This window comes from Bacillus sp. 16GRE42, assembly GCF_019837435.1.
Classification (GTDB): domain Bacteria; phylum Bacillota; class Bacilli; order Bacillales; family Bacillaceae_G; genus Bacillus_A; species Bacillus_A wiedmannii.
The window spans coordinates 67,744-82,462 of record NZ_JADAXF010000003.1; the positions used below are offsets into that span (position 1 = coordinate 67,744).

At 35.1% G+C, this 14,719-nt stretch carries 12 protein-coding genes; 11 read left to right on the forward strand and 1 reads right to left on the reverse strand.

Annotated elements, in window-relative coordinates:
- Window positions 1-250 precede the first annotated feature (250 nt).
- The 6 genes from ILS93_RS17045 to cls all read left to right on the forward strand — a co-directional run bounded on the left by ILS93_RS17045 (window position 251) and on the right by cls (window position 6,685).
- Window positions 251-889 carry a response regulator transcription factor gene (locus ILS93_RS17045; RefSeq protein ID WP_000694104.1) on the forward strand — a complete coding sequence of 213 codons (639 nt, stop codon included), beginning with the start codon at window positions 251-253 and terminating at the stop codon, window positions 887-889.
- A gap of 4 nt (window positions 890-893) precedes the next feature.
- On the forward strand, window positions 894-1,994 hold the full coding sequence (locus ILS93_RS17050; RefSeq protein ID WP_064476475.1) for a sensor histidine kinase: 1,101 nt from the start codon (window positions 894-896) through the stop codon (window positions 1,992-1,994).
- A 136-nt stretch (window positions 1,995-2,130) separates the two neighbouring features.
- Window positions 2,131-3,069, forward strand: a complete 939-nt coding sequence (locus tag ILS93_RS17055; protein WP_222660967.1) for an ABC transporter ATP-binding protein — start codon at window positions 2,131-2,133, stop codon at window positions 3,067-3,069.
- 37 nt (window positions 3,070-3,106) lie between these two features.
- Window positions 3,107-4,216 (forward strand): ABC transporter permease, encoded by a 1,110-nt coding sequence (locus ILS93_RS17060; protein ID WP_064476474.1) that lies wholly within the window; start codon window positions 3,107-3,109, stop codon window positions 4,214-4,216.
- A 1-nt stretch (window position 4,217) separates the two neighbouring features.
- Window positions 4,218-5,363 carry an ABC transporter permease gene (locus ILS93_RS17065; protein WP_000651861.1) on the forward strand — a complete coding sequence of 382 codons (1,146 nt, stop codon included), beginning with the start codon at window positions 4,218-4,220 and terminating at the stop codon, window positions 5,361-5,363.
- A gap of 110 nt (window positions 5,364-5,473) precedes the next feature.
- Window positions 5,474-6,685 (forward strand): cardiolipin synthase, encoded by a 1,212-nt coding sequence (gene cls / locus ILS93_RS17070; protein ID WP_064476473.1) that lies wholly within the window; start codon window positions 5,474-5,476, stop codon window positions 6,683-6,685.
- A gap of 52 nt (window positions 6,686-6,737) precedes the next feature.
- Here cls and pyrH read toward each other — a convergent pair whose 3' ends face one another.
- Entirely contained in the window at window positions 6,738-7,481 is a 744-nt protein-coding gene (pyrH, locus tag ILS93_RS17075; RefSeq protein ID WP_064476472.1) for a UMP kinase, read from the reverse strand.
- 377 nt (window positions 7,482-7,858) lie between these two features.
- Here pyrH and ILS93_RS17080 point away from each other — a divergent pair, with 377 nt between their 5' ends.
- From ILS93_RS17080 to ILS93_RS17100, 5 genes are all read left to right on the forward strand, one after another.
- Complete coding sequence (locus ILS93_RS17080) at window positions 7,859-9,130, forward strand: cation:dicarboxylate symporter family transporter (protein WP_000713278.1); 1,272 nt, start codon at window positions 7,859-7,861, stop codon at window positions 9,128-9,130.
- 24 nt (window positions 9,131-9,154) lie between these two features.
- Window positions 9,155-10,594 (forward strand): aspartate ammonia-lyase, encoded by a 1,440-nt coding sequence (gene aspA, locus ILS93_RS17085; protein ID WP_222660969.1) that lies wholly within the window; start codon window positions 9,155-9,157, stop codon window positions 10,592-10,594.
- A 75-nt stretch (window positions 10,595-10,669) separates the two neighbouring features.
- Complete coding sequence (gene malS, locus ILS93_RS17090) at window positions 10,670-12,382, forward strand: oxaloacetate-decarboxylating malate dehydrogenase (RefSeq protein ID WP_142289438.1); 1,713 nt, start codon at window positions 10,670-10,672, stop codon at window positions 12,380-12,382.
- 63 nt (window positions 12,383-12,445) lie between these two features.
- Entirely contained in the window at window positions 12,446-13,744 is a 1,299-nt protein-coding gene (locus ILS93_RS17095) for a sensor histidine kinase (protein ID WP_081257374.1), read from the forward strand.
- Window positions 13,745-13,746: 2 nt separating this feature from the next.
- Window positions 13,747-14,679: a response regulator gene (locus ILS93_RS17100; RefSeq protein ID WP_064476470.1), complete on the forward strand. Its 933-nt coding sequence runs from the start codon at window positions 13,747-13,749 to the stop codon at window positions 14,677-14,679.
- The last annotated feature ends 40 nt before the right edge of the window (window positions 14,680-14,719 follow it).

Sequence of the window (14,719 nt, forward strand, 5' to 3'; positions counted from 1 at the left end):
GTGCTTTTTCAATTAATTGTTTTTCCTCAATGGGTCTCTCCCTCCTTTTTGACGCATTCTATTATATAGACGTAAGAAACGATTGGACACCCTACACATGTTGTAAAAAAAGAATAATATATTTTTAGGAAGGAAGCTATATGAAAAAGGTGTGAAAAAATGGTAAAAAGAAGTATATAATGAGCAAGTGGGAAATGTTACGTGAAGAAAGGATGTGAATGTTAGTAGGGGAAGGTCCATACTAACAAACATGAAAATTAAAATATTAATAGCGGATGATAATTCTTTTATTAGAGAAGGCATGAAAATTATTTTAAATACATATGAAGAGTTCGAAGTAGTAGATACTGTGAATGATGGGAAGGAAGCGGTGGAATATTGCAAAAAGAACGACGTTGATATCGCTCTTTTAGATGTCCGTATGCCAAATATGAACGGGGTAGAGGCAACGAAATTTATTTGTGAAGAAACGGAAACGAAACCACTAATTTTAACGACGTTCGATGATGATGAATATATTTTGGACGCAGTGAAGAACGGGGCGAAAGGTTATTTATTAAAAAATAATGATCCAGAGCGTATTCGTGATGCAATAAAAGGAGTATATAACGGTCAAACTGTTATGCAAGATGTAGTGCTTGATAAAATTAAGAGCAATTTAATGGAGAGCAAAGAGGATGAATGTAAAATAGATACAAGTCTTTTTACAGAAAGAGAACTTAGTATTATCGCATTAATTGCGAAAGGTTTCTCGAATAAAGAAATTTCAAAGCAACTTTTCATATCAGAAGGAACGATTGCTAATTATATTACATCAGTTTTAGGGAAAACTGGACTTGAACATCGTACACAAATTGCGATTTATTATTTAACAGGGAAAGTAGATTAAAGATATGGAATTTTGGTTAATTGTAAGTAAATTAATTGTCTTTATATATATTGTGTTTAGTTACATTTATTTAAATGTTGCGAACTTACCATGGATTATACTTGCTTTGCTTTTATATCTTTCTGTAAACGTGCTAATCTCTATATTTAAAAAAGGTACGCACAAAAACATATTAACTTCTCTGTCAATTGGAATAGTTATATTATTCGCATGGAAGATTCATCCGTTTTTTATTTTGTTTTTACCATTGAACTTATATGAAATTATATTTCGTTATATAGAGAATAAATGGCTGATCTTTATCATTATGATGATTCCTATTATCTTTACCGATGAAAGTATTCGAATGACATATGGATTAATTGTTGCATTTTCTTTCATTGTACTAACTATGGCAGAACGGTATATATCGCGTGTATTAAAGCTTGAATCACAAAATGATAAGATGCGAAAAGATATGCAGCGGTTGACGAAAAGTTTACATGAAAATAAAGAGTACATAAAGCAATCAGAGTATACATTTAAGTTAGAAGAGAGAAATCGGTTGTCACAAGAAATTCATGATAAAATTGGCCACTCGATGACAGGGGCGCTAATTCAAATGGAAGCAGCAAAGAGATTAATGGGGATAGATAAAGAAAAATCTGCCGAGTTATTACAAAATGCAATTCATATTTCAAAAGATGGAATTGAAAGTATTCGAGTTACATTAAAAAATATGAAGCCACCAACTGAGCAAATTGGCATTCATCGTATGAAATTATTCATAGAGGAATTTGCCGGTAAGCATGAAATAAATATTCCTTTCGTATATAAAGGGAATTTAGATATGATTTCACCGATTCAGTGGAAGATTATCGGTGAAAATGTTACGGAGGCATTAACTAATGCGATGAAATATGCTGATGCGACAGTCATTTCAATCGATATTCATGTACTTAATAAGATGGTGAAAGTACAAGTGAAGGATAATGGAAAAGGTGCAGCTCTCGTTAAGAAAGGTCTCGGGATTATGGGGATGGAGGAGCGAACAGCATCAGTAAACGGAAAAATTATTGTAGACGGAAGAAGTGGTTTTTCAGTAACGATGTTGTTGCCCATATAGGAAATTATGACGAGGATGAATCATCTCATATGAAAAAAGTGAATAATCTCATGTGAAAAGAATGAACTTCTGCACTGAGCAGGTTCATTTTTTTTGTTTATACTAAAAGCAGAGAAACCGAAATAGGGGTGAAATGATGAATACATTAGAAATTAAAAATTTAACGAAAAAATTTGGTGATTTCATCGCGGTAGATAATATGTCTTTATCTATTAAAGAAGGAGAGATATTTGGCTTTTTAGGATCAAATGGTGCTGGTAAAAGTACAACGATAAATATGATTGCTGGGTTGTTAAGAAGTAATGAAGGTGAAATTAGCATATTAGGAAAAAATATAAAGAAACATAATCGATTTGCGAAGATGAATATCGGTATCGTTCCGCAAGATATTGCGATTTATGAAGAGTTAACTGCCTATGAAAATGTGAAATTCTTTGCTGGACTGTACGGGTTAAGAGGAGCTGAGCTAAAAGCGAGAGTAGAGGAAGCACTTCAATTTGTAGGGCTTAGTGATAAACATAAAAGTTACCCGAAAAACTTTTCTGGCGGGATGAAACGAAGACTGAATATCGCTTGTGCGATCGCTCATAGACCGAAGTTAATTATTATGGATGAGCCGACAGTTGGAATTGATCCACAGTCAAGAAACTATATCCTTCAGTCTGTTCGGAAATTAAATGAAATGGGAAGTACTATTATTTATACGAGTCACTACATGGAAGAAGTAGAAGAGATTTGTTCTAAAATAGCAATTGTAGATCACGGTAAAGTGATTGCAGAAGGAACGAAAGAACAGTTAAAAGCGATTATTACTGATACGAAAGACATTTGGGTTGAAGTGAAGTCAGTAGAAAATTTAGATGTAGAAAAGTTAAAAGAGATAAACGGTGTGAAAGCTGTTCAAGTTGAAGAGAACGTAATCAAGGTAAACTCGGATGCAGGAGTAAATAATTTAAATAAAATTATTCAGCATTTCATTAATCATGACATTGAAATTCGTTCGTTAGAGGAGCAGGCCCCGGACTTAGAAACAGTATTCCTTACGTTGACTGGAAGAAACTTACGAGATAAATAAAAGGTAAATGAAGAAAAGGTAAAGGGAGGTTCATCAATTGAACATCTTCAATATTGCAGTTATGCATATTAAAAGAGATTTCAGGGACGTAAGAACTTTAGTTTTTATGTTAGCATTTCCGATTGTACTAATGCTTGTGTTAGGAACAGCGTTAACGAATGCATTTGATAGCGATAGTCAAGCGATTAAAGATATACAAGTGCTCTACAAAGATGAAACGAGTAGCACATTTTCTCAAACGTTCGAAGCATTTACGAAAGAAGTCGATAAATCGGGTATTCATTTTAAAAAAGCTTCCGGCAGTATAGATGGGAAAGAAGAAGTGAAGCAAAATAAATATGCTGCTTATGTAGAATTAAATAAAGATGGTGCGAAATTTTACGGAAGTGACAAAAGTAGTATTGAGGGAAGTATTGTGGAAGGCATGCTTACAACATTTATTGATAAGTACAATGTAGCGGCCGAAGTTGCAAAAGTTGATCCTAGTAAGGTGGGCACGGTTATTTCAAGCGGAAATCATAATGATTATATAAAAGAAACATCTTTACAAGCTGCACAAAAGCCAGGTTCTATGGATTACTACGCGGTTGTAATGACAACGATGATTGCATTATATGCTGCGATGGGAGCGAGTTCTTTAATTCGAGGAGAACGAATACGTAAAACAGGAGATCGTCTCATTGCTGCACCTATAAGTAAGGCTGAAATATTCATTGGAAAAGTACTTGGTAGCCTAGTAGCAAATGCTCTGTGCATATTACTCGTCATGTTATTTAGTAAATTTGTTTTTCAAGCGAATTGGGGCGACCATCTTGGAATCATATTTCTTATTTTATTAACACAAATTTTTCTAGCAATTAGCTTCGGTTTAGGAATTGGATATATTACAAAAACACCGGAATCATCTAGAGCGATTATTATGGTTATTGTGCAATTAGCCTCTATTTTTGGTGGTGCATATTTCGTAATAGAAGAAAATTTCGTTACGAATTTATCACCATTAACGTGGGCAAACACAGCTGTTATGAAAATTATTTATGCAAATGATGTAGGAGCAGCACTACCGGTAATATGTTTAAACCTTGGCATTTCAGCACTCTTTTTATTAATTGCAATTATTGCATTACGTAGACGGGAGGGGCTATAGTATGAAAGATATTTTATGGCTCATACAAAAAACGTTATCTGTCCTTTTGAAAAATAAAAAAGGGTTATTCATTATTATTAGTTTGCCGATAATCGGAACACTAATCTCCTTCTCGATGTATGGGAATATGGGGCAAGGGACGTTAAATATCGGGGTTATTAATAAAGAAAATCAATCTATAGCAAATGATACGGTGAAATTTTTAGAAGGATTAAATCATGTAAAGGTAAGTAAAATTAAAGAATCTGAAGTAGAAGATAAACTCACTTCCAAAAAACTTGATGGAGTTATTACATTAGATTCTGGTTTTTCAAAAAGTGTTCGAGAAGGGAAACCAAATCATATTGAAATTTCATCGATTAAAGGTGATCAAGTAACAGGATTTATAAAATCATATTTATACAATTATATTGATAATGTAGCAGCTATTAGTAAAGTAGCAGGAACAGATCAAAGTGCATTTGATACTATGTACGCAGGATATCAAAAAGGTTCATTTAAAATGAAAACTGAGACGCTAGAAGATACTTCGAAAAATAAAGATATGACAAACCAAACGATGGGTTACCTTATTATGTTTATGCTATTTTCAGCAGCGAACTTATCAGGTTATATTTTAAAAGAAAAAGAAAATAGAACGTATTTTAGACTCTTATCAACGCCGATAGATGGGAAGAAATTCATATTATCTAATGTCGGGGTAAATATGCTGCTATTAACAGTACAAATTCTGATTACAATCTTATTCCTAACGAATATTTTTCATATAAATATCAATATGCCTTTCATAGTGATGATTGGTGTACTCATGCTATTTGCTTTAATAGCGATTGGAATATCGTTAGTCCTTGTCGCTTTTTCGAAAAACTCAGCATCAGCAAATGCACTGCAAAATATGATCATTGTACCGACATGTTTACTGGCTGGATGTTATTTTCCATATGACATTATGCCGAAAGCAGTGCAAAAAGTAGCTGATTTTCTTCCACAGAGATGGCTATTAGACACAGTATCAAAACTACAACAAGGAATTCCGATTTCAGATTTGTATTTAAATATTTTAATCTTATTTGCCTTTGCGGTAGCATTCTTCTTAATTGCTATTTATAAGTTTGGAAGAAATAATGATGCGAGAAACTTTGTTTAATATGAAAAGGGTGTGACGTTAAGTCGCATCCTTTTTTGTATGAAGCATGAAATCTAAATTTGAATGACAAAATAGAAAGGTGGAAAGAAAATGAGCGGAAGGAAATCAAAATGATTAAAAAAATATTGCGAGTTACTTCTATTGTAATTACTATTTTCGTTTTTGTTTTAATTTGGATGCATATTGACGTTACGCTCGGAAGAAAAATGGAAGTCGGGAAAAATATGCCGACAGAGTACGCTCCTCATTATAGTGATTTTCAATTATATGTAGAAGGAAAGTCATTTTATAAACAGTTATTTACTGATATAAGAGAGGCGAAGCAATCTATTTACACGTACTTTTTTATTTTGTCGGATGATAAAAGTAGCCATACTTTTTTAAACTTATTAAAAGAGAAGGCAAAAGAAGGAGTAAACGTCTATTTATCAGTTGATCGCATTAATGATTTATCATTTGAAAGAAAGATGAAAAATGAATTGCGGGAAAGTGGTGTGCATTTTACATATAGTAGAAAACCTGAATTGCCATTCGGATTTTATTCACTTCACCATCGTAATCATCGCCGTATTACGACCATTGATGGCGAGATTGGCTATACGGGTGGTTTTAATATGGGAGATGAGTACTTAGGAAAAGATAAACGATTTGGATATTGGCGTGATTATCATGTGCGGCTTAGAGGAGAAGGAGCGAAAGATTTAGAAGAGCAATTCGCTTTAGATTGGAAACGAGATACGAAAGAACATATAAAAAGAAGTACGAATAAAGCTAGTAAAGGGAACACATTACATACGATGACTAACTATAATGGACATTACGTCGCTGAAAAGTATATCGAATTAATAAAACAAGCGAAGCATTCAATTGTCATTACAACACCTTATTTTATAGCGAAAAATAAAGAATTTATGAATGCTTTAATGGAAGCGCAAAAACGTGGTGTCACAGTGAAAATACTTTGGTCATATAAACCAGATATTCCTCTCATTAAAGAGGCAGCGTATCCTTATATTCGTCAAGCTGTTAATAATGGGATTAAAGTATATGGTTATAAAAAAGGAATGTTTCATGGAAAGTTAATGCTGATTGATAATGAACTAACTGTTATCGGTACAACGAACATAACGGCACGTAGCTTTTATATTAATGATGAGATGAACTTGTATATTCACGGTGGGACTATCGTATCAGAAGTGAATGAGGCGTTAACAAAAGATTTTCGTGATTCAAAAGAGATGACGAAAGAGTTTTTTGAGACGTTATCGTTTTGGGAGCGGTGTAAGGAGAAATTAGCAGGATTGGTGGATTTTTATTTATAAAGGTTAATGGAAAAGGGTGTCTTTTATAGACACCCTTTTTAATGAGAAATCATTAGTTTTCATGCATAAGCAATGAAGCATCATCATTAATCAATGTCCCCACATGCTCACCTAAGCAAATTCTTTTCATAACTCCAGGCTCATCAAAGTTAAAGACGTGTGCTGGCAAATTATAATCACGGGCAAGTAATAAAGCGGCTTGATCCATTACTTGTATGTTTTGCCTAACGATGTCGTTATAGTTTAGTTTTCTGTACATTTTTGCTGATTTATTATGTTTTGGATCACTAGTAAAGACGCCATCTACTCCTTGTTTTGCGACTAATATAGCGTCACTATTCATTTCAATGGCTCTTTGGACACTTGGATAATCTGTCGTAACAAATGGTTGCCCGTTACCACCTCCAAAGATAATGATATAACCGTTATCTAAATGATGTACTGCGCGTAGGCGGATATATGGTTCAGCTACAGCATTAAACGGGATGGAAGTCATAACGCGTACTTCTTTATTTGTTTTACTTGTTAAAACGCCGCGTAGCATTAGACTGTTGATAATTGTACCTAACGTACCGATATTATCAGCTTCTACACGATCAATTCCCCATTCTTCAGCTAAATGGCCTCTGAAAATGTTACCGCCTCCGATGACAATAGATACCTCGATACCTAAATCAACAATGGATAAAATCTCGTTTGCGATATGTTCTAATCTTTTGGAGTTAAAGCTATTTCCGGTTTGATCGGCAAGTGCACCGCCGCTTAATTTAATTAAGACACGTTTATATGGCCTCATAACAATTCCCCCTATATAGATCGCAATAAAAAAGGAACAAAGGCAAATGCCTTTGTTCCTTTTTTAGAAAATGAAAAAGAAAAGAAGAAGATAAGACGAATTTTTGTACATAATTTTTCATATCATCCACTCCTTTTCATTTCGATTTGTTGTAAGTATATATCTTTTTGATTATACGAAACAATCTGATTACTTATCAAGTATATTTTATTTCTTTTTAATGAAAAGGTGTCAATGAAAAAGAAAAGAAAAATTTTCGAATTTTTTGTGACGAACTTGTAGGTTTTTGTATGATTTTGTAGGTTCGCCTATAAGATGTGTGAGTAAGCTTTTATAAATACGAAATGAAAGCGTTCGCATGAAGGGGATGAACATAAATGAAAAAATTCGGATTGGCAACACAAATTTTTGTCGCGCTTGTTTTAGGGATTGTAGTAGGGGCAATCTTTTATGGCAATAAAACGGCGATTTCTTATATCACACCAATTGGGGATATATTTATTCACTTAATTAAAATGATTGTAGTACCAATTGTTATTTCAGCATTAATTGTTGCGGTAGCTGGTGTAGGAGATATGAAGAAGCTTGGGAAACTGGGCGGTAAGACAATTCTTTATTTCGAAATTATTACGACGATTGCTATTTTAATGGGATTACTTGCGGCGAATATATTCCAACCAGGTACTGGCGTTGATATGAGTAACTTACAGCAAAGTGATATTTCTTCTTATAAACAAACAGCAGATGCTACAGAGAAGAAAGGTTTTGCTGAGACAATTGTTCATATTGTACCGAAAAACGTATTTGAATCGATTGCACAAGGTGACTTATTACCGATTATTTTCTTCTCAGTATTATTCGGTTTAGGAGTTGCGGCAATTGGAGACAAAGGAAAGCCCGTCTTTAACTTCTTTGAAGGTGTACTCGAAGCGATGTTTTGGGTTACAAATCAAGTTATGAAATTTGCACCATTTGGTGTATTCGCATTAATTGCAGTTACGGTTGCAAAATTTGGTGTAGCAACACTACTTCCTTTAGGAAAACTAGTGCTAGCTGTATACGTAACTGTTATACTATTCGTTGTGATTGTATTAGGTATTAATGCACGAATGGTTGGCGTAAACATTTTTACATTAATGAAAATTTTAAAAGAAGAACTTATTCTTTCATTTACGACAGCAAGTTCAGAAGCTGTTTTACCTAATATAATGAGAAAAATGGAAGAGTTCGGTTGTCCAAAGGCAGTTGCCTCTTTCGTTATTCCGACAGGTTATACATTCAACTTGACTGGATCGGCTATTTATCAAGCGTTAGCGGCATTGTTTGTTGCACAAATGTACGGTGTGCACATGTCACTGACAGAGCAAATTACGTTATTATTCGTTCTCATGTTAACATCCAAGGGTATGGCGGGAGTTCCAGGTGCATCGTTCGTTGTTGTATTAGCAACGTTAGGTTCAATGGGATTACCACTAGAAGGTATCGCGTTAATTGCGGGAATTGACCGCATTTTAGATATGATTCGCTCATCTGTCAATGTATTAGGAAATGCATTAGCGGCCATTGTTATGTCGAAGTGGGAAGGCGAATTCGATAATGAGAAAGCAAAACAATATGTAGAAACAGTCAAAGAAACAAAAGCAGCATAAGAAATCGTTAAGGAGTGAATAATCATGGAAACATTAACTGAAGTTAAAAATGGTGTTCGAATTGAAAAAGATTTTTTAGGTGAAAAAGAAGTGCCAAACTATGCGTACTACGGCGTACAAACAATGCGTGCAGTAGAAAACTTCCCAATTACAGGATACAAAATCCATGAAGGCTTAATTAAAGCATTCGCAATTGTAAAAAAGGCTGCAGCGCTTGCTAATACAGATGTAGGAAGATTGGAATTGAACAAGGGCGGCGCGATCGCAGAAGCCGCTCAAGAAATTCTTGATGGAAAATGGCATGATCATTTCATCGTAGATCCAATCCAAGGCGGAGCAGGTACTTCAATGAATATGAATGCAAATGAAGTCATGGCCAATCGTGCTCTTGAATTATTAGGAATGGAAAAGGGAGACTATCATTATATTAGTCCAAATAGTCATGTAAACATGGCGCAATCAACAAACGATGCATTCCCAACGGCGATTCATATTGCAACATTAAATGCATTAGAAGGCTTATTACAAACGATGGGTTATATGCACGATGTATTTGAATTAAAAGCAGAGCAGTTCGATCATGTTATTAAAATGGGTCGTACACATTTACAAGACGCTGTGCCAATTCGTCTTGGACAAGAATTTAAAGCGTATTCTCGCGTACTTGAACGTGATATGAAACGTATCAAGCAATCACGTCAACATCTATATGAAGTAAATATGGGAGCAACTGCAGTTGGTACAGGCTTAAATGCAGATCCAGAATATATTGAAGCAGTTGTAAAACATTTAGCTACAATTAGTGAACTGCCACTTGTTGGTGCAGAAGACTTAGTAGATGCAACGCAAAATACGGATGCATACACAGAAGTATCAGCAGCACTAAAAGTATGTATGATGAATATGTCTAAAATTGCGAATGACCTTCGCTTAATGGCATCAGGTCCACGTGTTGGCTTAGCGGAAATTATGTTGCCTGCTCGTCAACCAGGTTCATCTATTATGCCAGGGAAAGTAAACCCTGTTATGCCAGAAGTAATTAATCAAATTGCGTTCCAAGTAATTGGTAACGACCATACAATTTGCCTTGCTTCAGAAGCAGGACAATTAGAATTAAACGTTATGGAACCAGTACTTGTTTTCAACTTACTTCAATCTATTAGCATTATGAATAACGGTTTCCGTGCCTTTACAGATAATTGCTTAAAAGGAATTGAAGCGAATGAAGATCGCTTAAAAGAGTATGTTGAGAAGAGTGTAGGAATTATTACAGCCGTGAACCCTCATATCGGTTATGAAGCAGCAGCTCGCGTTGCGAAAGAAGCAATTGCAACAGGTCAATCCGTTCGAGAACTTTGTGTGAAAAACGGTGTACTGTCACAAGAAGACTTAGAGTTAATTCTAGATCCATTCGAAATGACGCACCCAGGGATTGCAGGAGCAACTCTTTTAAAGAAAAATTAAAAGAAGAGGGGGGACAATCCCCTCTTTTTTGTTTACAATATAGAAATGCTATATATGAATAGAGGTAGGGATGTTATGAGTAAGTTTACAGTAGCTTCTAATGGTTCATTAGAAACGACATTAAGAGGAGTAGAAGTATTATCGACACCACTTTTAAATAAAGGGGTCGCTTTCACGCAAGAAGAGAGAGAAGAATTAGGTTTAAAAGGGTTATTACCGCCAGCAGTTTTAACATTAGAAGAACAAGCACGCCGAGCGTATGAACAATTTTGTTCTCAGCCGGATGATTTATTAAAGAACGTATATTTAACAGCGTTACATGATCGAAATGAAGTATTATTTTATCGTATATTAACAAATCACTTACGTGAAATGTTACCAATTGTATATACACCAACAGTCGGTGTAGCAATTCAAAGGTATAGTCATGAATACCGTAAACCGCGTGGTGTGTATTTATCAATTAACGATCCGTCGGGTATCGAAGAAGCATTCGCCAATATCGGTGCAACAGCTGAAAACATTGATTTAGTCGTTGTAACAGATGGAGAAGGCATACTTGGAATTGGTGACTGGGGTGTTGGTGGTATAAACATCGCAATCGGGAAATTAGCTGTTTATACGGCCGCAGTTGGTATCGATCCTAGCCGTGTATTACCGGTAATTTTAGATGTGGGTACAAATCGTGAGGAACTATTAAACAATCCATTTTATATTGGAAATCGTCACCCTCGTATAACTGGTGAAGCTTACGATGAATTTATTGATACATTTGTACAAGCAGTGAATAAACAATTCCCGAAAGCACTTTTACATTGGGAAGACTTTAGCTCTCGAAATGCACGAAAAATTTTAGATAAATATCGTCATGATATTTGTACATTTAATGATGATATTCAAGGTACAGGTGCAGTTTCACTTGCTGCTGTGTTATCGGCAGTGAAAGTTTCGGGTGTACCACTAAGTGAACACCGCGTTGTTGTGTTTGGTGCTGGTACGGCTGGAATCGGTATCGCAGATCAAGTTAGAGATGCAATGGTCCGCGTTGGCGTATCAGAAGAAGAATCATATAAGCGTTTCTGGTGTATTGATCGTAACGGGTTAGTTACAGATAATATGGAAGATCTTCTTGATTTCCAAATTCCATATGCAAGAAAAGAAGCGGAAGTAAGTGAGTGGAAGAAAAATGATATGATCGGACTTGCTGAAGTTGTGAAACATGTAAAACCGACAATTTTAATCGGTACATCAACTGTTGCAGGTGCATTTAAAGAAGAGATTATTAAAGAAATGGCTTCTCACGTAGAAAGACCAATCATTTTACCAATGTCGAATCCGACGCCACTTGCTGAAGCAAAACCAGCTGATTTAATCGAGTGGACAGAAGGAAGAGCATTAGTTGCAACAGGAAGTCCATTTGAACCAGTTACATACAACGGTGTAACGTATGTGATTGGACAATCAAATAATGCACTTATTTTCCCGGGACTTGGTCTTGGAACAATTGTCGTACGTGCAAGCGTCATGACGGATGGAATGTTTGCAGCAGCTGCTGAAGCAGTTGCAAGCATGGTAGATACAAGTCAGCCAGGAGCACCTATCTTACCAGAAGTTGAAGAGTTACGTAATATCTCGGAAATGGTTGCAATTGAAGTAGCGAAAGTTGCCGTTGCAGAAGGTGTTGCTAGAGAGAACTTAAGTGATAACGATATCAAGATTGCAGTGAAAGAAGCAATATGGGAGCCGGAGTACCGCCAAATAAAAGCGGTAGAAAAGGTTAGAATATAGAAATAAAGCCCGTTTATTATAATAAGCGGGCTTTCACTTTTATTGTCGAAAAAAGTATAGGAAGTGGCACCTTTGAATTGGAATCAATTATGGAAGAAAGATATATCCCTTTTAATTATATTAATGGTTGTTGTTCCGATTGCTGGAGAGCTTAATTTTCATCCTTTTAACGATACGTTTCGCGTTAGCTTTGGGACACCGCTTTTCTTCTTTTTATTACTATTTTTAAGAAGAATACCAGCAGCGGCTGCAGGTATTCTTGTCGGTATATGTGTCGTTTTATTCCGTGTATGCCTTGATTGGATCATGCAAGGTTCATTTCATATGACAGAATCATTTTATTTGCGCTATGCTGTGTTCTTTTATTATTTTATTTATGGAAGTCTTTTTTCACTTTTTAGGGTGAATAAGTTTCATCAGAAACCAATTGTTATTGGGTGCCTTGGAATTACAATTGAAATTATCGCAAGTATGTCAGAACTTGCGATTTATCATATGGTAGTGCTCGGTACAACAATAACAGTTTCTGAAGTGAATAAATTAATTATTATTGCTATTTTCCGTAGTTTCTTTGCACTTGGCTTTTTAAATATGATGATTTTATATGAAACGAAATTAAAAGAGTCACAAGTCCGAAAAGAAAATGAAAAAATGTTAATGCACCTTTCAAATTTATATGTAGAATCTGTTCACTTGAAAAAAACGTTACAAAATGCAGAGTTGATTACACAAGAAGCATATCAACTATATCGGAATTTACAGACAAGCGATGATTCTAGCAGTAAAATAGCATTGAAAATAGCGGGAGAAGTACATGAAATAAAAAAGGATAATCAAAGAATTTTTGCAGGGTTATCTAAACTGTTATTAGATAAAAATGTGGCTGAGTATGTAGAAGGTCATGAGCTTACAGAAATGATCGTAAGAATAAATGAGAAATATGCTGAAATGCTAGGGAAAGATATACGTTTTTCTAAACATATAGAAGGTGAACACGCTGCATATCACGTGTATACAGTGCTATCAATCTTTAATAACTTAGTTGCAAATGCAGTGGAAGCAATTGAAGATAGAGGTCTCATTCGTATTAAGTTATATAAACGAGATCAACATGTAATCTTTGAAGTAATTGACGATGGCCCTGGTATTGCACAAAAGTATAAGAAATTAGTATTTAAGCCAGGGTTTACTTCCAAGTATGATCAAACAGGAACACCGTCAACAGGTATTGGACTTTCTTACATACACGAAATGGTTACAGAGCTCGGCGGAGAAGTAAGGTTAGAAGACAATGAAACTGAAAAAGGGTGTAAGTTTATCGTTTGTTTACCGGAGTGCAGTTTAAAGCGGGAAGGGGAATAGGTTTGTTTTATTATATCGTAGATGATGATGAAGTTTTCCGTTCGATGCTTTCGCAAATTATTGAGGATGGCGATCTTGGGGAAGTAATTGGAGAATCGGAAGATGGAGCGTTTATTGAAGCAGAACAGCTAAATTATAAAAAAGTAGATATTTTATTTATTGATTTACTAATGCCGATGAGAGATGGCATTGAAACAGTTCGCCATATAGCATCTTCGTTTTCTGGGAAAATTATTATGATTTCCCAAGTTGAATCGAAACAGCTCATTGGTGAGGCGTATACACTTGGTGTGGAATATTATATTACGAAACCACTAAACAAAATAGAAGTAGTATCTGTTGTACGAAAAGTGATAGAGCGTATTCGTTTGGAACGTTCTATATATGACATTCAAAAATCATTAAATAATGTGTTTCAGTGGGAAAAGCCGCAAATGCGTAGTGAAACAGTGCAAGAAGGAAAAAAGATATCAGATTCAGGACGCTTCTTACTAGCAGAACTCGGTATTGCGGGAGAGAACGGAAGTAAAGATTTACTTAGTATGCTGGAATATTTATATGGACAAGAAAAGGCGCAAACATTTGAATTTGGATTTCCTGCTTTAAAAGATATCTTTCACCAAATAACATTAAAAAAATTAGATCATATAACTTCGGATGCAGATATAGATAAGGAGAGAAAAGCATCTGAACAACGTGTAAGAAGAGCAATTTATCAATCCTTGAATCATTTAGCTTCCCTTGGACTGACAGACTTTTCAAATCCGAAATTTGAAAGTTATGCTCCGAAGTTTTTTGATTTCACTGTAGTTAGAAAGCGGATGACAGAAATGACAAAGGATGAAGTAGCAACTTCTGGCCATATACGAATTAATACGAAGAAATTTATTCAGGTGCTGTATTTTGAAGCGAAACGGTTGATGGAGATAGAGTGAAGAAGGTGCTTATAAATAAGTACCTTTTTTTGTTAAATCT

Bases quoted from the DNA above. Each gene is read 5' to 3' on its own strand.
- pyrH (WP_064476472.1), bottom strand. From the start codon at position 7,481: ATGAGGCCATATAAACGTGTCTTAATTAAATTAAGCGGCGGTGCACTT.
- ILS93_RS17045 (WP_000694104.1), top strand. From the start codon at position 251: ATGAAAATTAAAATATTAATAGCGGATGATAATTCTTTTATTAGAGAA.
- aspA (WP_222660969.1), top strand. From the start codon at position 9,155: ATGGAAACATTAACTGAAGTTAAAAATGGTGTTCGAATTGAAAAAGAT.
- ILS93_RS17050 (WP_064476475.1), top strand. From the start codon at position 894: ATGGAATTTTGGTTAATTGTAAGTAAATTAATTGTCTTTATATATATT.
- ILS93_RS17080 (WP_000713278.1), top strand. From the start codon at position 7,859: ATGAAAAAATTCGGATTGGCAACACAAATTTTTGTCGCGCTTGTTTTA.
- malS (WP_142289438.1), top strand. From the start codon at position 10,670: ATGAGTAAGTTTACAGTAGCTTCTAATGGTTCATTAGAAACGACATTA.
- cls (WP_064476473.1), top strand. From the start codon at position 5,474: ATGATTAAAAAAATATTGCGAGTTACTTCTATTGTAATTACTATTTTC.
- ILS93_RS17065 (WP_000651861.1), top strand. From the start codon at position 4,218: ATGAAAGATATTTTATGGCTCATACAAAAAACGTTATCTGTCCTTTTG.
- ILS93_RS17055 (WP_222660967.1), top strand. From the start codon at position 2,131: ATGAATACATTAGAAATTAAAAATTTAACGAAAAAATTTGGTGATTTC.